Below are 18,158 nucleotides of genomic sequence, written 5' to 3'. Positions count from 1 at the left end.
GGGTCTATAAGATTTGGGCATGCCCTGGTCCGAGCGCAACACCCACCACTGGCACGACTGGTCGCTCGCCGACCTGGTGGCAGCCAAGCAGGGGCAGCGGGTGAGTCTCGTCGTGCCTGCGCGCAACGAGGCGGCGACCGTCGGCAACCTGGTCAGCAAGCTGCGCACCACCCTGATGGAGACCTCCGACCTCGTCGACGAGCTCGTGGTCATCGACTCCGACTCCTCCGACGAGACCGCGCGCATCGCCTCCGAGGCCGGTGCCGCGGTCTTCGCCTCAGCCGCGATCCGCCCCGATCTCGGCACCTATCCGGGCAAGGGCGAGGCCATGTGGAAGTCGCAGTTCGTGACCACCGGCGAGCTGATCGTCTTCATGGACGCCGACCTGACCGACTGGGACACCCATTTCGTACGCGGCCTGCTCGGCCCGCTCGTCAACAATCCTACGATCGAGCTGGTCAAGGGCTTCTACCATCGCCCCGGCGAGCACGGTCTCGACGGCGGCCGGGTCACCGAGCTGGTGGCCAGACCGCTCCTGGCACTGCACCGCCCGCCGCTGCGAGACCTGATCCAGCCGTTGGCGGGGGAGTGGTCGATCCGACGCTCGCTGTTCGAGCGGCTCAGCGTGCCGACCGGCTACGGAGTCGAGCTCGCCGCCCTGGTCGACACCCTGGACACCCGCGGGATGGACGCGATCGCGCAGGTCGACCTCGGCCGACGCGACCACAGCCACCAGGGGCTCTTCGACCTCGGCCTGATGGCGACCCAGATCGTCGGCATGATGTCGCGCCGTCTCGGCACCGGCCCGGCCGGCGACGAGGTCGGGCTGCGGCAGTACGTGCCGATCGACGGATCCACCAAGACCGTCGAGCGCACCGTGAGCCTCCTCGAGCGAGCGCCCCTCCCGACCGCCTCCGCCAGCGATATGGTCGGCTGATGCTGCGCCTGGGACGACACGACTTCGGTGATGACGACGCGCTGATGATGGCGATCGTCAACCGCACACCGGACTCCTTCTTCGACAAGGGTGCGACCTGGGCCGAGGACGCCGCCCTCGAGCGCGTACGTCTGGTGGCCTCTCAGGGCGCGGAGATCGTCGACATCGGCGGGATCAAGGCGGCCCCCGGCGCGGAGATCGACGCTGCCGAGGAGAAGGCCCGGGTGGTCGACTTCGTCGCGAGCGTGCGCGCGGAGTTTCCGGGGCTGGTGATCTCGGTCGACACCTGGCGCGCGGAGGTCGCCGACGCGGTGGCTGCTGCCGGTGCCGACGTCATCAACGACGCCTGGGGAGGCGCCGACCCGGAGCTCGTCGATGTCGCCGCCGCCCACGACGTCGCGATCGTCTGCACCCACACCGGTGGCGTGACGCCGCGCACGAGGCCCTACCGGATCGAGTACGACGACGTGGTGCGCGACGCGATCGACTCGACCCTCGGCTACGCCGAGCGAGCCCTCGCCGCCGGCGTCGCGAAGGAGTCGATCGTGATCGACCCGGCTCACGACTTCGGCAAGAACACCTTCCACTCCCTCGAGATCACCCGACGGCTGGGGGAGATGGTCGAGACCGGCTGGCCGGTGCTGGTCTCGCTGTCCAACAAGGACTTCGTGGGAGAGACGCTCGACCGACCGGTCGGCGAGCGCCTCCTCGGCACCCTGGCCGCCACCTCGGTCTGCGCGTTGGCCGGCGCGCGCATCTACCGGGTCCACCAGGTGCCCGAGACCAGGCAGACCGTCGACATGGTCTGGACGATCGCCGGGCGACGGCCCCCGGCACGAGCGATCAGGGCCCTCCAGTGACAGAGCAGATGACAGATCCGATCACAGGGCCGGCGACACGTGTGGCGTTGGTGCCCGGCTGCCTGGCGCTGCTGCCGGAGTACGCCTCGCTCCATGACCCGGTCGAGGAGCTCCGTGCCGCGTGCCGGGCCGCGGCGGCGTGGCTGGGTGCGGACGTACGCGTAATCGCCGGTGAGCAGGGCACCCGGGTCGCCACATCGCTGCTGGCCGAGGTCGGAACGGCCCCGGTGGACAGCGGCGCGGCGTACCTCGTCGTCGGCAACGGCTCGGCCCGACGTGGGGAGAAGGCACCTGGCCACCTCGATCCACGAGCGGCGGGATTCGACGACGTGCTCGCCGAGGCGTTGGCGAGGCCGGACGTCGAGGTGCTGGGTGGGATCGACCTCGGGCTCGCCGACGAGCTGCTGGCCGACGTGGCCCCGATCGTGAGGTCGGCCCACCTGCTGCAGACCGTGGAGACCGTCGCCGTCGACTACGACGACGACCCCTACGGCGTGCGCTACTGGGTCGCCCGCTGGGCCTGACTCCTGGGCCTGATCAACGGCGTCTGATCAACGGGCGTAGTCGACCCACCATCGAGCCTTGTAGATCTCACCGTCGGGCAGCGTGCGTGAGTCCGCGGGCAGGTGCATCCGCACGGTGGAGGTGCACCACGTGCAGGGGTTGCCGGGCTCGGTCTTGGTCGTGAGGATCTGGCCGGTGTGCGGATTGGTGGTGACCGACTTGATCCCCTCGGTGTCGACCGTCTCCGCGCCGGGATAGTCGCTGTGGAACCGCCCGGTCAGCTTGCTCATCTGGTAGACGCGGGTGCCGGTGGTGACCCAGAGCCGGTCGGGCCGGTGGGGCACCAGCTGCAGGTCGTGGCCCCAGTCGCTCGGCAGCTGGTGGGTGATCCGCCGGGTGAGCGTCGGCTCGGCCTGCGTACCTCCGACCCGCAACCCCACCACCTCGTGGTCGCCGAGGGTCCACAGCAGCTGGGTCGCCGGGTCCCAGACGACACCGTGGGCGCCGGCGAGAGGAAGCTGGACGTACGCATCGGAACGCCGACCCTGGGAGGCGGTGTAGATGCGCACCCAGCCGCCGGTGCTGGCCGTGACCGCGACGTTGCCGCTCGGCAGGAGCTCGATGCTGTGCGCGTTGTCGGCGCGGCCGACGTCGGCGGCCCAGTAGGAGCCCTTGCCGCTGGGGTAGGGAACCACCGCGGCCAGACCGTAGGAGTCGGTGGTGAGCAGGTAGCGGTGGCCGTCGTGATGGCGCAGCTTCGCCTCGTCGGGCAGACCCCAGTTGTCGGTGAGGTCGCTGAAACCCTGGGCGGCGGTCGGCTTCCAGTGCCACTTCTGGGATCGGCGGGTCCAGCCCGCGGCGTCGTCGTCGAGCACGATGATCTGGTCGCTGGCCTGGTCGGTGACCACGATGTCGTAGGGGTTGATGCTGGTCGCGCCGGCCGAGACGGTGCTCGCCGGCTGTGCGGTGGCCGGAGCCGCCGTGGCGGTGGTCAGGGCGATGATGGTGGAGACGATGGTGAGGACCGACAGGTGGGGGACTGGCAGGCGCATGGACTCTCCCTGGCAGATGGCTGGTCCATCCAGGGAAGCCAGGTCATGTGAGCGTGCGATGAACTCCGGCCGGCCCCCGAGTCACGCTTAGCGGTCGCCTCTCAGCCGAGCAGGTCGGTGAGCCCTGCCGCGTAGGTCTCCGGGGTCACGTCGCCCATCACGACGCGCTGCAGGATGAAACCGGGAAGCAGGCCGGTGAGCACGATCGCGATCTTCTCGGGGTCGGCGCCCTCGCGGAACCTGCCCGCGGCGACGGCTGCCTCGGCATAACGCAGCCAGGAGGCGCGGATGCCCCGCGCCTCGGGGGCCATGAGTGCGAGGAACTCCTCGTCGTGGGCGGCCTCGGCCCAGGTCTGCAGCGCGATGCGGGGGAGGTTGATGCCGAGCTCGTCGGAGAAGTCCAGGAGGTGCTGGGTGGCGGCCTGGAGCGCCTGTGCGGGCGGGGGAGGGGCCTCGCCGGAGCCGGCCTCGGGGACGAGGTCGCTGATCGCGTCCTTGACGCCGGTCACCCCGGAGGAGGCGATCGCATGGATGATCTCGTGCTTCCCGCGGAAGTAGGTGTAGACCGAGCCGGCCGAGAGGCCGGACTCCTGCACGACGGCGGCCATCGTCGTCTTGTGGAAGCCGTCTCGCTCCACGCAGCGCAGTGTCGCCGCGATGATCTGTTGGCGCTTCTCGGTGCGGTGCTCGTCGCTGACCTTGGGCATGTGACACAGCGTACATCAAAAGAAAACGAACGCTCATTCTTGATAAATCCGAGGAAGAGGAGGAGAGTGGCGCCAAAGAGAATGAACATTCGTTTTTAAGGAACTGCCATGTCCGCATCAGCGAAAGCCGTGATCGGGGTCAGCCTCGGTCTGGTCACCTTGCTCACCCTGCTCATCAGCGCGTTCGCCTGGCCCACCAGCGAGATGGAACCCAGGTCGTTGCCACTCGTGGTCGCCGGCCCCGAGGCGGCGGTCACCCAGATCGAGACCCAGCTCGCCGCCAGCGCGGGGGAGGACGCCTTCGAGGTCACCGCGGTGGCCGACCGGTCGGCGGCGGTCGAGGCGATCGAGGAGCGTGAGGCGTACGGCGCGATCCTCGCCGGTCCTCAGGGCCAGGAGGTGCTGGTCGCCTCCGCGGCGAGCGCCAACGTCGCCCAGCAGCTCACCCAGATGGCGACCGCGATGGGCGCCGAGACCGGCACCGAGCCCAAGGTGAGCGACGTCGTGCCGAGCGCGGACGACGATCCGCGCGGCATCGTCTTCGGCGCGTCGGCGCTGCCGCTGGTGATCGGCGGCATCATGGCCGGCGCGATCACCTCGCTGGTGCTGACCCGCACGCGTGACCGGGTCGTGGCCGCCCTCCTGATCGCCGCCGGTGGCGGGCTCGCGATGACCGGTGTCGTCCAGGGCTGGCTCGGCGCTCTCGAGGGCAGCTACCTGGCCAATGCCGGCGTCGTCGCCCTCGGCATCCTCGCCGTCGCGCTCCCGATCATCGGTCTGCGCCACATCATCGGTGTCGCCGGTGTCGGGGTCATCGCGCTGCTCACCCTGCTGGTCGGCAACCCGCTCTCCGGGATCACCTCCGCGCCCGAGATGGTGCCGTTCGGCTGGCTCGGCCAGCTGCTGCCCCCGGGGGCGGCCGGCTCAGCGCTGCGCGGCTTCTCGTTCTTCGACGGCGCCGGCACCGCCATGCCGTTGATCGTGCTCGGCTGCTGGGCGGGAGCCGGGCTGCTGCTGACCCTGCTGCCGCACCGCGAGAAGGGCCGTGCGGCGTCCGAGGAGGCCGAGCGCGAGCTGGAGCCCGTCGGCTAGTCGACCGGGAAGTCGAAGTAGGTGTCCGGGTAGGGCTCTTCGACGAGCGAGTAGTGCCACCACTCGCTGTCGTAGCGACCGAACCCGGACGCCTCCATGACCGTGCACAGCTGCTCGCGGTTCCTCGTCTGGGCGGGGGTGATGCCCGCGGCGCCGTGGTGGGAGATCTCGTCCATCAGGTCATGGTCGCCGCCCATGTCGACCAGGTCGCCCGAGGCCAGGTCGAAGAGGGTCAGATCGAGGGTGCTGCCGCGGCTGTGGCCCGACTTCGTGGCGACGTAGCCCCGCTCGAACATCTCGGGGCGGCTGATGGCGGGATAGTGTCGCCGCTTGCCTTGCCCGTCCTCGTGCCCGTCCTGGGGCTCGGGCTCCCGGGACCAGCGCAGGAACGCGTCGACGGCGCGCTGCGGGCGGTAGCCGTCCCACAGCAGCAGCCCGAAGCCGAGGACGGCGGCCTCCTCACGCGCCTGCGTCAGCGCGAGGCACAGCTCGCGGGTGCCGATGATCCGGTTGACCAGGTAGCCGTCGACCGGCCGTCCGGTGAAGTTGTCCCAGGTGGCGTACTTGGCGTCCCAGCGGATGCCGGGCACCAGCTCGTCGATGTAACCGAACCTCTCGATCATCGCGACACCTCCAGCGCCAGGGAGACCGCGCGGTCGAGCAGGTCGGGCATCGAGACTCCTGCGGCGGCCATCATCCGCGGGTAGCGGCTGTAGGAGGTGAGCCCGGGCAGGGTGTTGACCTCGTTGAGCACCACGGTGCCGTCGGCCTTGAGGAACATGTCGACGCGGGCCAGACCGCGGCAGCCGAGCGCGCGGTAGACCCGCTGCGCCTCGGTCTTGACCAGCTCCTGCGCCTCGGCGGGGATGTCGGCCGGCACGATGAAGGTCGCGTTCTCCGAGCCGGTCTCGGGAGCGTCCTCCTGGTGGATCTTGAAGAAGCCGTGCGAGAGCGCGACATGGTCGACCTCGCCGGTGATGAGGTCGTCGCCGTTGCCGAGGATCGCGCAGCCGATCTCCTCGGCCACGACGCCGTCTTCGATGAGCACCTTCTCGTCGTACTGCCGCGCGGTCGCGACCGCCTCGTCCAGCTCCGCGGCCGAGGTCACCTTGCTGACGCCGAAGGATGACCCGGAGCGGGCCGGCTTCACGAAGACCGGATAGGCGAGTACGCCGGGATCGATCGCGTCGCCCGGGAAGAAGGTCCGGTGCGCCGGCGTCGCGATGCCGGCCTCGGCAAGCACCGTGTAGGCCAGCGACTTGTCCATGCACAGCGCCGAGCTCTGCACGTCGCAGCCGACGTAGGGGATCCCGGAGAGCTCGAGGAGCCCCTGGATCGCGCCGTCCTCGCCGAGCTTGCCGTGCAACACCGGGAGCACGACGTCGAGCCGGATCGTCTGGTAGCTGCCGGCGTGGTCGTCCTGGCCGAGCACGAGCAGACCGTGGACGCTGCGGTCGGGGGAGAGCACGACCGGGCGGTGTGCGCCGTCCTCCCAGCTCGGGTCGGGCCCGTCGCACAGGCGCCAGTCGCCGCTCTTGGTGATACCGATCCAGTAGGCCTCGTACGTGTCGGGGTCGAGGTGCTTCGCGACCTCCTGTGCCGACTTCACCGAGACCGGGTGCTCCTCGAAGACACCACCGAAGATGATGCCGACCTTGCGCTTAGACATGCTGAAACCTGCTTTCGAATTCACGACAGTTCACGATGGAGTTCTCGACCGTGTCCCGCAGGGCATGGTCGGTGAAGTAAGCGATATGGGGGCTGACCAGCACATTCGGCATCTCCTGGAGCCGTGCCAGCCAGCCGTTCGGCACCTCGCGTCCACGCAGGTCGGCGTAGAAGATGCCCTGCTCGCCCTCGATCACGTCCAGCGCCGCACCGCCTAGCCGGCCGTCGTCGAGCGCGGCGATGAGCGCCGGCGTCTCGACGAGCGCGCCGCGACCGGTGTTGACGACGTACGCGCCCGGGCGCATCCGGTCGATGCGCCGCCGGTCGAGCAGATGGTGCGACTCCGCACTGAGCGGGGCGTGGAGCGTGACGATGTCGCTGCGCTCGACCAGCGTGTCCAGGTCGACGTGCGCGACTCCCTCGGTCGCGGGTCGGGGCCGGATGTCATGGGCGAGCACGTCGCAGCCGAAGCCGCGCAGTCGGTCGATGACCGCCGCGCCGATCCGCCCGGTGCCGACGACCCCCACGGTCAGGTCGCGCAGCTCGCGGCCCCGCGTGGTCGCGGGGCGGTAGTCGTGGTCGTCGGTGCGACGGATCGTCGACTTCGCCTGACGTATCGCCATGAGCATCAGCATCAACGTGTAGTCAGCGACCGAGTCGGGCGAATAGGCGACGTTTCCGACCGTTATCCCGATGCTTTCGGCGAATTCGACATCGATGTGGTCGAAACCGACGCTCCGCGTCGATATATAGCCGACTCCGAGCTGTTTCAGCCTCAGCAGTGTCTGGTTCGATATCGGGCTCTTGTGGCTCACGCTGATGCACCGGCTCTCGGCTGCCAGTTCGGCGTTGTCGGTGGATATCGCCTCGGAGGTGACCTGCAGGCGCACTCCGATCCTCGGCGCCAGTGACTCGAAGAGCAGCGCCTCGTCGGGAGCGCACCCATAGACCGTGATCGCGCAGCGATCGGTCGGTGGCGGTTCGTGGTATCTCATCTGTGCCAGCACACACCACGGCGAGTTGCCGGCCCGTATGAAGTTTCCGATATGCCGACGATATGTGCGCGCCGCATATCGTCGGCATATCGATTATCGGATACGCGCCGGCAACAGCGTATTTCGTCTGCTGGAGGGATGATTCCCCTCAGTGTGGACGAAATTGCTTCCCTTGTCGGAGGAAAGGTCTTCGGAGACGGGTCGGTGACGGTGAGCGCCCCGGCCGTGATCGACGGCCGCGAGGCCCGGCCGGGCGGCCTGTTCGTGGCGTTCGCCGGTGAGCACACCGACGGTCATGCGTACGCGCCCCAGGCGGCCGAGGCCGGCGCCGTCGCGGTGCTCGGGTCCCGCCCGACCGCGCTCCCGACCGTCGTCGTCGACGATGCGCAGGAGGCGCTCCAGCGCCTGGCCGCCCACGTCATCACGATGCTGCGCGACCGGCTGACCGTCGTCGCGATCACCGGCTCCCAGGGCAAGACCAGCACCAAGGACATGATGGAGGCGGTGCTCTCGAGCGCGGCGCCGACCGTTGCCACCTCCGGCTCGTTCAACAACGAGCTCGGGGTGCCCCTGACGATGCTGCGCACCGAGGCGACCACCAGGTTCCTCGTGCTGGAGATGGGCGCGCGCCACATCGGCGACATCGCCGACCTGACCGCACTGGTGGCGCCCGACATCGCCGTGGTCACCAACGTCGGCCGAGCTCACCTGGGCGAGTTCGGGTCGCGGGAGGCGATCGCGACCGCCAAGAGCGAGCTGGTGCGTGGTCTGGCCGTGGGCGGCTCGGCCGTCCTCCACGCCGACGATCCGCGGGTGCTCGCCATGGGCGATCTGACCGCCGGACCGGTGCTGGCCTTCGGCGCCGGCGAGCGGGCGAGCGTACGCGTCGGCGATCTCGCCCTGGACCGCCTCGGCCGGCCCTCGTTCACCCTGCAGCACGAGCCTCCGCCCGAGCGAGGTGGGAAGGTGGTCGTCACGCTGCCGCTCGTCGGCGCCCACTGGGCTCTCAATGCCGCGGCCGCAGCGGCCGCGGGCCTGGCGGCCGGCGTCGCGCTCGAGCAGGCCGCGGCGGCGCTGAGCACCACCTCGATCTCGAAGTGGCGCATGGAGCTGCGCACCCTCTCCAACGGCGCGATGCTCCTCGACGACTCCTACAACGCCAACCCCGAGTCGACCAAGGCCGGCCTGGACGCGCTGGCCTCCATCGAAGCCGGACGCCGCATCGCCGTGCTCGGCGAGATGCTCGAGCTCGGCGAGACCAGCCGCGACGCACACCACGAGATCGGGACGTACGCCGCCACCAAGGCCGACCTCGTCGTTACCGTCGGCGGGGCCGCCGCCGACATCGCCGACGGCGCGGGCCGGCGGGCGGTCGCGCTGTCCGACAACGCCGCCGCGATCGAGTGGCTGCGCACCCACCTCGCTCCCGGCGACGCCGTGCTCCTCAAGGCCTCACGCGGAGCCCGCCTCGACCAGGTCGCCGCGGCGCTGCTCTGAGGCCACCCGCCGGGTGTGCCGGCGGCGCCACCAGGGCCACGACAGGATCGAGGCCAGGGCGGCGCCTCCGGCGTTGAGGATGATGTCGTCGACCGAGGAGACCCGGCCGATCGGCAGCAGGTGCTGCAGCGCCTCGATCGACGCCGAGGCCGTGCCGGCCAGGATCAGGACCCGCCACACCGAGCGGAGCGCCGGGAAGCGGATGGGGCCGAAGAAGCCCAGCGCGGCGAAGATCAGCAGGTTGCCGATCAGCCCGACGGGGCCCATGGTCGACATGTCTTCCAAGGGCACCAGGCTCACGTTGCCCGACAGGATGCCGTTGTTGCCGGGCAGCAGGGTCAGCAGCACGCCCGGCACGGTGCCGTAGACGATGGCGACCTCGGCCAGCGAGTAACGCCACGCCCGTGGCCACGCGACCCCGAGAGCTCGACGCAGCGTCGCCAGCACCGGCACCGCCATCACGGCCGCCGGAAGCGCCAGCACCGTCAGCATGACGACGCCGGTCTCGGTCAGCGAGCCCGATTCGTTCACGATCATTGGATCCCCATTTCTTACTGTCAGGCTGGCTCAGCGCCCGCGCCGTCTCATGTAGAGGTCGAACGCTCGGTAGAGGACCGGCCGCAGCAGCAGGTCCCACTCGCCGACGTACCTCACCGCCTGCCCGCCGGTGCCGACCTTGAACTGGATCAGCCCGACGTGCGGGTCGTCGGCGGCCAGCGTCGGGGTGATGCCGCGCAGGTCGTAGACGTCGCAGCCCGCGGCCAGCGAGTCGCGGATCATCGCCCACTGCAGGGCGTTGGAGCCGCGTACGTCGCGCTTATCGGTCGAGGAGGCGCCGTAGACGTACCAGGCGTGAGCGCCGACGCGGACGTAGATCGTCGCGGCGACCAGGTCGCCGTGGTGACGGGCGAGGTAGAGCGCGATGCGCCCCGGCTCTTCTGCGGACAGCGCGGCGAACATCTTCTCGAAGTAGGCCAGCGGCCGCGCGGTGAACCGGTCGCGCTCGGCGGTGTGGACGTAGAGGTCGTGGAAGGCCTTCAGATCCTCGCCGCCGGCGGAGGTGGTGACCTCGACGCCGGCCTTGACGGCCTTCTTGATGTTGCGCCGCCACAGCTGGTTCATGCCGCGGAGCACGTCGTCCTCGGAGCGGGCGGTGCCGTCGGCGTGCCGCAGCGGGATCTCGTACGTGAACTGCGGCTGCCCCGCCCCGAACCCGTGCTCGGGGTTCTGCGGGATCCAGCCGGCCTCGCGGAGGTAGCGAGTCACCTCGGCGCCGACGCTGCTGATCGAGCCGGGGAGGTCGGTGAGGCGTACGACATCGGGGTCGGCGATCCCGTCCTTGACCTGCGCCGCGGTCCAGGTGTCGGTGGGCACCGGGGGAGCGATCCGGATCGCGAAGGCGCCCTGGGAGCGCAGGTAGGAGACCAGCGGCGGGAACCAGACCGTGAGCCCGCCCGCCCAGTCGATGTCCGGACCCCACGGCAGGTAGGCCAGTGTGCGGCCCAGCCGCGGCACCGGCCGGTGCAGCACCAGCCCGGTCCCGACGAGCCGGTCGCCGGCGTACCAACCCAGCGACTCGCTGCGCCACTCGGTCTTGACCCCGGCCCAGGCGGGCGTCTGCAGGAAGCTGACCGAACGTTGCGACCGGACGTGGTCGAGGTGCTCGGCGGGGCTGATCGGTCTGACGGTGAAGGTCACCATGGCAGTCAACCGGTGCAGATGTCGCCAGGGCGTATGGCATTTCGGATACGTCGGCGATATGTCATCCACCTAGGATCGGAGCATGCGGGTGCTGGTGGTCGAGGACGAGCCGTTGATGGCGGGGGCGATCCGTGACGGGCTGCGCCTGGAGGCGATCGCCGCCGACGTCGCCGGTGACGGCGACACGGCTCTGGAGATGCTCAGCGTGAACTCCTACGACATCGCCGTGCTCGACCGCGACATCCCCGGGCCGTCGGGCGACGAGATCGCCGAGCGCATCGTCGCCTCCGGCACCGGGATGCCGATCCTGATGCTCACCGCGGCCGACCGCCTCGACGACAAGGCCTCCGGCTTCGAGCTGGGTGCCGACGACTACCTGACCAAGCCGTTCGAGCTGCGTGAGCTGGTGCTGCGGCTGCGGGCCCTCGACCGGCGCCGCGCCCACAGCCGGCCTCCGGTGCGCGAGATCGCCGGCCTGCGGGTCGACCCGTTCCGCCGGGAGGTCTACCGAGACGGACGCTACGTCGCGCTGACCCGCAAGCAGTTCGCGGTGCTCGAGGTGCTCGCCGCTGCCGAAGGCGGCGTGATCAGCGCCGAGGAGCTGCTGGAGCGGGCCTGGGACGAGAACGCCGACCCCTTCACCAACGCCGTACGCATCACCGTCTCGGCCCTGCGCAAGCGGCTCGGCGAGCCTGCGATCATCGCGACGGTGCCGGGTGTGGGCTACCGCATCGATGCGGATGAGCCGAGTGGCTAGAGCAGCCAGACCCCCGGGGATGAGCGTGCGGCTCAAGCTCACGCTCAGCTATGCCGCGGTGATCGTGGTCACCGGCGCGCTGCTGCTCGCCGTGGTGTGGGTCTTCCTGCTCAGGTATGTGCCCGACGGGGTGTGGATGGAGTGGCCGCAGGCGCCCGGTCGGGGTTCGCCGTTCGTGCCCAACCGCTCCGACCTCGAGCGCGCCTTCGCTCCACGAGCAGCGACGATGCTGGGTGTGCTGCTCCTGTTCGGCCTGGTGGGAGGCTGGATCCTGGCCGGCCGGATGCTGGCTCCGCTGACGAAGATCACCGAGGCCACCCGGGAGGCCGCCGGGGGATCGCTCTCGCACCGGATCGAGCTCGAGGGTCGGGGCGACGAGTTCCGCGAGCTCGCCGACGGCTTCGACGACATGCTCGCTCGGCTGGAGGCGCAGGTGGCCGAGCAGCAACGGTTCGCCGCCAACGCCTCCCACGAGCTGCGTACGCCGCTGGCCATCACGCAGACGCTCCTCGATGTGGCCCGCAACGACCCCGATCCCGACGTGGGCGAGCTCGTCGAGCGGCTGCGGCTCATCAACACCCGCGCCATCGACCTCACCGAGGCGTTGCTCGTGCTCAGCCGTGCCGACCGGCGCTCCTTCGGGCGCGAGCCGGTCGACCTGTCGCTGGTCGTCGAGGAGGCGGTCGAGGTGCTGCTACCGCTCGCCGAGCAGCGCGGCCTGACGATCTCGACGCCCGGCCAGCAGGCTCAGGCTCTCGGGTCCTACGCGCTGCTGCTCCAGCTGACGACCAACCTGGTGCACAACGCGATCGTCCACAACCTGCCCGGCGGCTCCGTCACGGTCACCATCGCGGCCAACGAGAAGAGCGCCGTGCTCACCGTCGCCAACACCGGTGAGGAGCTCTCCCGCGAGCTGGTCGCCACGCTCACCGAGCCGTTCCAGCGAGGCACGCAGCGCATCCATGGTGACCAGGTGGGCGTCGGCCTGGGCCTGGCGATCGTCAAGAGCATCACCCACGCCCACGACGGCCACCTCGCCGTCCTGCCTCGTGCAGGGGGCGGGCTGCGAGTCTCGGTGGAGCTGCCTAGCGCCCCGGCAGAGGTTCGTCGATGAGGGACGGCTCGCGGTCGGGCTCTCCCGAGGTCGTCGGGTAGAGGGCCAGCACCAGGACCACGCCGACGACGGCGCCCAGCGCCTGGGCCGCGACGAACGCGGGGACACTGCCCGGCGCGATGCCGGCGAAGGTGTCGGAGAAGACCCGGCCGATCGTGACCGCCGGGTTGGCGAAGCTGGTCGAGCTCGTGAACCAGTAGGCGGCGCCGATGTAGGCCCCGACCGCGGGCGCGGCGACGGCGGCCCGCCCGGTGCGGACCAGCGAGAAGATCAGGGCGACCAGGCCCGCCGTGGCGACGACCTCGGCCAGGAAGTGCGGGCCGGAGGCACGGTCCGTGGCCGAGAGGGTGGTCTCGACGCCGAACATCAGATTGGCCACGATCGCACCGGCGATACCGCCGACGCACTGGGCCGCTGCGTACGCCCCGACCTCCGGGAGGCTCAGCCCGCTGCCGTCGCGGCGGCCGAGGAACCAGTCGGCCAGGGACACGGCCGGGTTGAAGTGGGCCCCGGAGACCGGACCGAGGAGAAGGATCAGGGTCGCCAGCCCGAAGACGGTGGCCAGCGAGTTCTCCAGCAGCTGCAGACCGACGTCGTCGGGGGAGAGCTGCTCGGCCGCGATACCCGAGCCGACCACGACGCAGACGAGGAGCGCGGTGCCGACGCCTTCGGCGAGGAGCCGTCGTGCGAGCCCGTTCACACCGCCCCACCGAGCAAGGTGCCGAGGCCGGCGAGCGCCTCGCGGCGTACGCGGTAGTAGACCCAGGTGCCGCGCTTGTCGCGGTCGAGCAGGCCCGCGCCGTGGAGCACCTTGAGGTGGTGGCTGATGGTCGGCTGGGAGAGGTCGAAGGCGTCGTTGAGGTTGCACACGCACGCCTCGCCGTCCTCGTGCGCGGCGACGAGGGAGAGCAGCCGGAGGCGTACGGGATCTGCCAGCGCCTTGAGCATCGGCGCCACCGAAGCGGCCTGCTGGGCGGTGATGGGCTGCTTGGTCAGCGGCGGGCAGCAGGCCGCCTCGCCGATCGGGGTCAGCTCCAGCGCAGCGGACATGGAATTCGACATATATCTATATTGACTGATGTCGATGTGGGCGGCAATCTCGGCTACATAGACGTTCATCTATGTAAGGAGATTCCGATGTCACGCCTGCAGCTGGCCCTCAACGTCGACGACCTCGAGTCGTCGATCGCGTTCTACACCAAGCTCTTCGCCACTGAGACCGCGAAGGTCCGCCGCGGCTATGCGAACTTCGCTGTCGCCGAGCCACCGCTCAAGCTGGTCCTGATGGAGAGCCCGGGCAGGGGCGGCTCGCTCAACCACCTCGGGGTCGAGGTCGCCGACACCGACATCGTCGATGCGGAGCAGACCCGCCTGGCCGATGCCGGGTTCGCCTCGATCGAGGAGCGCGGCACCGAATGCTGCTATGCCAAGCAGGACAAGTTCTGGGTCGAAGGTGCGCCGGACGGCGAGCGCTGGGAGGTCTACACCGTGCTCGGCGAGGCTCCGCTCATGTGCGCGACGGCCGAGGAGGCATCGCCCTGCTGCGCCTAGGCGGACCTGTCAACGAGCTCTCGCGCCGGTGCGCAGCAGGTCCAACGTACGTGGCTCGATCAGCGTGGACAGGGTGACCACGCTGGTCGAGCGGACCACGGCGTGCGACTGGTCGATGCGTACGAGCACCTCCTGCAGCTTGGTGTGGGACGCGGTCGCCACCTTGCAGAAGACGTCGAAGGAGCCGGTGGTCACATACGCCTCCAGCACCTCGGGGATCTCGGCGAGGTCGTCACGGACGTCGTCGAGGGCGCCCTGGGAGATCTCCAGGGTCACGAAGGCCTGCACGGCGTGGCCCGCGGCTGCCGGATCGATGGTCGGCGCCCAGTCGCGGATCACGCCCGCCTCGGCCATCTTGCGCAGCCGGCTCTGCACGGTGGCGCGGGCGACCCGGGTGACGCGGGAGAGCTCCAGATCACCGACCCGCGGGTGAGCGTGCAGGGTCTCCAGCAGGGCTACGTCGAGGTCGTCCAAAGACATGCCCTCATGGTAGTCAGAATGTCTAGTGTTTGAGTGTGCAGGCTGGTCGGATATCGCAGATTGTTCAGTCGTCGATGGTCAACTTGTTTGGTGTGATCCGGCCCACTTGACTTGCCCGCATGACGATCGCAGACACCCTCACCAACCAAGAGAAGCTCGCCGGCCTCGGGCTCGCCGAGCTCGAGCAGCTCGTCGGCCTGGTCGCCTACGACGACACCTCCGATCCCTTCCCGGTCACCGGCTGGGACGCGGTCGTCTGGGCGGTCGGCAACGCCACCCAGACCGCCCACTTCTTCATCTCCGCCTACGGCATGGACCTGGAGGCCTACTCCGGCCCCGAGACCGGCAACCGCGACCACCACGCCTACGTGCTGCGCAGCGGGGGAGTGCGGTTCGTGATCAAGGGCGGCGTCGCGCCCGAGAGCGAGGTCATCGCCCACCACGCCCGCCATGGTGACGGCATCGTCGACATCGCCCTCGAGGTGCCCGACGTCGACCGCTGCATCAAGCACGCCCGCGCCCAGGGTGCGACCGTGCTCGAGGAGCCTCACGATGTGACCGACGAGCACGGCACCGTACGCATCGCCGCGATCGGCACCTACGGCGAGACCCGCCACACGCTGGTCGACCGCAGCGGCTACGACGGGCCCTACCTGCCCGGGTTCGTGGCGCGCACCTCGACCTTCAAGCGTCCCGAGGGCGCTCCGAAGCGGCTCTTCCAGGCCCTCGACCACGTCGTCGGCAACGTCGAGCTCGGCAAGATGGACGAGTGGGTCGACTTCTACGGCCGTGTCATGGGCTTCACCAACATGGCCGAGTTCATCGGTGACGACATCGCCACCGACTACTCCGCGCTGATGTCGAAGGTCGTCGCCAACGGCAACCACCGGGTGAAGTTCCCGCTCAACGAGCCGGCGATCGCCAAGAAGAAGTCGCAGATCGACGAATACCTGGAGTTCTACCAGGGTCCCGGCGCCCAGCACCTCGCGCTGGCCACCGGCGACATCCTCGCCACCGTCGACGCGCTGCGCGATGCCGGCATCGAGTTCCTCAACACCCCCGACTCCTACTACGAGGACGCCGAGCTGCGTGCCCGGATCGGTGAGGTGCGGGTGCCGATCGAGGAGCTGCAGAAGCGTGGCATCCTCGTCGACCGCGACGAGGACGGCTACCTGCTCCAGATCTTCACCAAGCCCGTCGGCGACCGCCCCACGGTCTTCTTCGAGCTGATCGAGCGTCACGGCTCCCTCGGCTTCGGCAAGGGCAACTTCAAGGCGCTCTTCGAGGCCATCGAGCGTGAGCAGGAGCTTCGCGGCAACTTCTGACGAGTCCCTGCCGAGTCGGCTCGTCCTGACCGGTTCAACCGCCGAGTCGGCGCGTCAAGACGCGCCGACTCGGCGGCTTTTCAGGTCAGGACGAGCCGACTCGGCGTCGGGTCAGCCGGCCTGGCTGACCAGGCGGACGGGGGCGTTGCCCGCGCCATAGCCCGCGTAGCGCTCGCGCCGCTCGACGAGCTCGAAGAAGACCTCGCCGACGGTCTCGGTGTAGCAGTGCAGATACTCGCCGTCGGCGTCGCGGTCGTAGAGGAGATCGAGATCGCGGAGGGTGTCGATCAGGTCGTCGGGCAGGTCGAACCGCGCCGCCAGGTCGGCGTAGTAGTTGCCGGGCACCTCGAGCGGTCGCAGGCCGCGCCCCCTGGCGGCGGTCACGACGCCGACGATGTCGTCACAGACGATCGCGACGTGCTGGGCGCGGCCCTGCTGTCCGTTCGGAAGCAGGTTGAGGGGAAGACGTACGCCGCCGGCGGGTGAGCTCATCACCTGGCTGCGCACGAGACCGGAGGGGCCCGCGACCTCTTGGGCCGGCTGTGGCGCCAGCGACAGCACGCTGGTGTAGAACAGCACCGCCTCGTCGAAGCTGTGCCAGGGCTGGACCAGGTTGACGTGGTCGATGCGGGCGCTGTGCTCGTCAGCGCTCGAGACGCCGCCGTCGAACTCCGCGATCCAGTCTGCGGCCCGGGAGAGGAAGACCTCGGTGCCGTCGGGCGAGGCGAAGGCACGTAGGGCCTGCTCGCCGGCGTAGGTCCGGCGGTGGACCGGCGGCGCCATCAGTCGGGCCGCGCGCTCGGCGGCCGCGTCCGAGTCGGCGACGTCGAAGCCGACGGCGGCGATGTGTGGCTCGGGGGAGGCGCTGGGCACGTCGTTGCACACGATCCGCGCCTCGCCCCAGGTCCACAGGCGCACCTGCTTGCTGCGGTGGCGACCGCCGAAGGCGAACCCCATCTGCTCGAGCAGCACCTCGACCCCGGAGGTGTCGGGGGCCTTGATCTCGACGAAGTCGAAGGCCTCCGGCGCGGCAACCTCGGGCAGCCGGGGGAGCGGAGCCGACCGGCCGGTCTCCTCGCCGAGCAGGTCGGCGGTGCGGTCGGCGAGCCAGCGCAGCGAACGCTGGGCCTGGCGGGCGGTGCGCACGGGATCGGTCTGGCGGAAGGTGTCGTTGAAGACCTCCAGCGAGAGCGGCCCGTCATAGCCCGCCCGGAGCACGTGGCCGAGGAAGGCCGGCAGGTCGAAGCTGCCCTCGCCGGGGAAGAGGCGGTGGTGGCGGCTCCAGGAGAGCACGTCCATTCTCAGCGCGGGTGCGTCGGCGAGCTGGAGGAAGAAGATCTTCTCGGCAGGGATCTCCTCGATCTGCTTGGGGCCGTGGCCACGGGAGAGGATGTGGAAGCTGTCCAGGCAGATCCCGACGGCTGCGTGGTCGGCGAGCTCGACGATGCGCCACGAGCGCCGGTAGTCGTCGACGAACCTGCCCCAGGCCAGGGCCTCGTAGGCCAGCTTCACGCCGTACGTCGCGGCCAGATCGCCCAGGCGGCGCAGCTGCCGGGCGGAGACCTCGTCGTCATCGATGGTCGCGGTGGCGACGTTGCTGCACACGAGCATCGTCTCGATCCCGAGCCGCCGCATCAGGGCGAACTTCGCCTCCGCCCGGTGGAGCACGGTCGCGAAGGTCTCCTCGTCGACCCCTTCGGCGTCACGGAAGGGCTGATAGAGGTCGAGGGAGAGCCCCAGGCGGTCGGCGAGCGCCCGGATCTCCTCGGGGGACTGGGGTGCGGAGATGAGGTCGGGCTCGAAGATCTCGATCGCACTGAAGCCGGCCTCGGCCGCGGCGTACATCTTCTGGACGAGGGCGCCGCTGAGGCACACGGTGGCGATCGAGGTGCGCATGGGTCTCCGTTCGTGGTTAATG

20 protein-coding genes are annotated in these 18,158 nt (G+C 69.8%); 9 read left to right on the top strand and 11 right to left on the bottom strand.

What is annotated here, in order from left to right:
* The first annotated feature begins 19 nt into the window (after positions 1–19).
* From FB381_RS14670 to FB381_RS14660, 3 genes are read left to right on the top strand one after another with little or no spacing between them, the layout of a single operon-like run.
* The gene (locus FB381_RS14670; RefSeq protein WP_141780968.1) at positions 20–937 is read left to right on the top strand and encodes a glucosyl-3-phosphoglycerate synthase; all 918 of its coding nucleotides are present in this window, start codon (positions 20–22) and stop codon (positions 935–937) included.
* Entirely contained in the window at positions 937–1,797 is an 861-nt protein-coding gene (gene folP / locus FB381_RS14665; protein WP_141780967.1) for a dihydropteroate synthase, read from the top strand. Before FB381_RS14670 ends, folP begins: the two co-directional genes overlap by 1 nt.
* Before the next feature lie 8 nt (positions 1,798–1,805).
* On the top strand, positions 1,806–2,321 hold the full coding sequence (locus FB381_RS14660) for a class III extradiol ring-cleavage dioxygenase family protein (RefSeq protein WP_141780966.1): 516 nt from the start codon (positions 1,806–1,808) through the stop codon (positions 2,319–2,321).
* A 27-nt stretch (positions 2,322–2,348) separates the two neighbouring features.
* Here FB381_RS14660 and FB381_RS14655 read toward each other — a convergent pair whose 3' ends face one another.
* The gene (locus tag FB381_RS14655; RefSeq protein WP_141780965.1) at positions 2,349–3,353 is read right to left on the bottom strand and encodes a DUF6528 family protein; all 1,005 of its coding nucleotides are present in this window, start codon (positions 3,351–3,353) and stop codon (positions 2,349–2,351) included.
* A gap of 101 nt (positions 3,354–3,454) precedes the next feature.
* Positions 3,455–4,060, bottom strand: coding sequence for a TetR/AcrR family transcriptional regulator (locus tag FB381_RS14650; RefSeq protein ID WP_141780964.1), 606 nt, complete (start codon positions 4,058–4,060; stop codon positions 3,455–3,457).
* A gap of 108 nt (positions 4,061–4,168) precedes the next feature.
* On the opposite strand from FB381_RS14650, the gene FB381_RS14645 reads away from it, so the two are divergent.
* Positions 4,169–5,152, top strand: coding sequence for a hypothetical protein (locus FB381_RS14645; RefSeq protein ID WP_141780963.1), 984 nt, complete (start codon positions 4,169–4,171; stop codon positions 5,150–5,152).
* Here FB381_RS14645 and vanX read toward each other — a convergent pair.
* Genes vanX through FB381_RS14630 form a run of 3 tightly spaced genes read right to left on the bottom strand, consistent with a single transcriptional unit; the run spans position 5,149 to position 7,815 of the window.
* Entirely contained in the window at positions 5,149–5,775 is a 627-nt protein-coding gene (gene vanX / locus FB381_RS14640; RefSeq protein ID WP_141780962.1) for a D-Ala-D-Ala dipeptidase VanX, read from the bottom strand. The two genes, FB381_RS14645 and vanX, sit on opposite strands and share 4 nt — an antisense overlap.
* Positions 5,772–6,821, bottom strand: a complete 1,050-nt coding sequence (gene vanA / locus FB381_RS14635) for a D-alanine--(R)-lactate ligase (protein WP_141780961.1) — start codon at positions 6,819–6,821, stop codon at positions 5,772–5,774. Before vanA ends, vanX begins: the two co-directional genes overlap by 4 nt.
* On the bottom strand, positions 6,814–7,815 hold the full coding sequence (locus tag FB381_RS14630) for a D-isomer specific 2-hydroxyacid dehydrogenase family protein (protein WP_141780960.1): 1,002 nt from the start codon (positions 7,813–7,815) through the stop codon (positions 6,814–6,816). Before FB381_RS14630 ends, vanA begins: the two co-directional genes overlap by 8 nt.
* 204 nt (positions 7,816–8,019) lie before the next feature.
* On the opposite strand from FB381_RS14630, the gene FB381_RS14625 reads away from it, so the two are divergent.
* Positions 8,020–9,312: a UDP-N-acetylmuramoyl-tripeptide--D-alanyl-D-alanine ligase gene (locus tag FB381_RS14625; protein ID WP_246088122.1), complete on the top strand. Its 1,293-nt coding sequence runs from the start codon at positions 8,020–8,022 to the stop codon at positions 9,310–9,312.
* Here FB381_RS14625 and FB381_RS14620 read toward each other — a convergent pair.
* Together FB381_RS14620 and FB381_RS14615 are read right to left on the bottom strand one after the other, a co-directional pair.
* Positions 9,268–9,849, bottom strand: a complete 582-nt coding sequence (locus tag FB381_RS14620) for a VanZ family protein (RefSeq protein WP_141780958.1) — start codon at positions 9,847–9,849, stop codon at positions 9,268–9,270. The genes FB381_RS14625 and FB381_RS14620 overlap by 45 nt on opposite strands.
* 30 nt (positions 9,850–9,879) lie before the next feature.
* Positions 9,880–11,010, bottom strand: coding sequence for a lipid II:glycine glycyltransferase FemX (locus tag FB381_RS14615; protein ID WP_141780957.1), 1,131 nt, complete (start codon positions 11,008–11,010; stop codon positions 9,880–9,882).
* 85 nt (positions 11,011–11,095) lie between these two features.
* Here FB381_RS14615 and FB381_RS14610 point away from each other — a divergent pair, with 85 nt between their 5' ends.
* Complete coding sequence (locus FB381_RS14610) at positions 11,096–11,770, top strand: response regulator transcription factor (protein ID WP_141780956.1); 675 nt, start codon at positions 11,096–11,098, stop codon at positions 11,768–11,770.
* Between the two features lie 19 nt (positions 11,771–11,789).
* Positions 11,790–12,884, top strand: a complete 1,095-nt coding sequence (locus FB381_RS14605; protein WP_141780955.1) for a sensor histidine kinase — start codon at positions 11,790–11,792, stop codon at positions 12,882–12,884.
* On the opposite strand, the gene FB381_RS14600 is transcribed toward FB381_RS14605, so the two are convergent.
* Positions 12,856–13,584, bottom strand: a complete 729-nt coding sequence (locus tag FB381_RS14600) for an aquaporin (protein ID WP_211352439.1) — start codon at positions 13,582–13,584, stop codon at positions 12,856–12,858. The two genes, FB381_RS14605 and FB381_RS14600, sit on opposite strands and share 29 nt — an antisense overlap.
* Positions 13,581–13,934 (bottom strand): ArsR/SmtB family transcription factor, encoded by a 354-nt coding sequence (locus FB381_RS14595; RefSeq protein WP_141780954.1) that lies wholly within the window; start codon positions 13,932–13,934, stop codon positions 13,581–13,583. The genes FB381_RS14600 and FB381_RS14595 overlap by 4 nt, the downstream gene beginning before the upstream one ends.
* Positions 13,935–14,021: 87 nt before the next feature.
* On the opposite strand from FB381_RS14595, the gene FB381_RS14590 reads away from it, so the two are divergent.
* Positions 14,022–14,435, top strand: a complete 414-nt coding sequence (locus FB381_RS14590; RefSeq protein ID WP_141780953.1) for an ArsI/CadI family heavy metal resistance metalloenzyme — start codon at positions 14,022–14,024, stop codon at positions 14,433–14,435.
* A 9-nt stretch (positions 14,436–14,444) separates the two neighbouring features.
* Here FB381_RS14590 and FB381_RS14585 read toward each other — a convergent pair whose 3' ends face one another.
* Positions 14,445–14,915 (bottom strand): Lrp/AsnC family transcriptional regulator, encoded by a 471-nt coding sequence (locus tag FB381_RS14585; protein WP_141780952.1) that lies wholly within the window; start codon positions 14,913–14,915, stop codon positions 14,445–14,447.
* 119 nt (positions 14,916–15,034) lie between these two features.
* Here FB381_RS14585 and hppD point away from each other — a divergent pair, with 119 nt between their 5' ends.
* Positions 15,035–16,240 (top strand): 4-hydroxyphenylpyruvate dioxygenase, encoded by a 1,206-nt coding sequence (hppD, locus tag FB381_RS14580; RefSeq protein WP_141780951.1) that lies wholly within the window; start codon positions 15,035–15,037, stop codon positions 16,238–16,240.
* A gap of 111 nt (positions 16,241–16,351) precedes the next feature.
* On the opposite strand, the gene FB381_RS14575 is transcribed toward hppD, so the two are convergent.
* Entirely contained in the window at positions 16,352–18,136 is a 1,785-nt protein-coding gene (locus tag FB381_RS14575; RefSeq protein WP_141780950.1) for a bifunctional sugar phosphate isomerase/epimerase/4-hydroxyphenylpyruvate dioxygenase family protein, read from the bottom strand.
* Positions 18,137–18,158 lie beyond the last annotated feature (22 nt).

Origin of the sequence: Nocardioides albertanoniae (assembly GCF_006716315.1) — a bacterium.
In the GTDB taxonomy this organism is placed as follows: Bacteria; Actinomycetota; Actinomycetes; order Propionibacteriales; family Nocardioidaceae; genus Nocardioides; species Nocardioides albertanoniae.
Note: the sequence above shows the minus strand (reverse complement) of the source record. Positions and strands in the feature narration are given on the sequence as shown.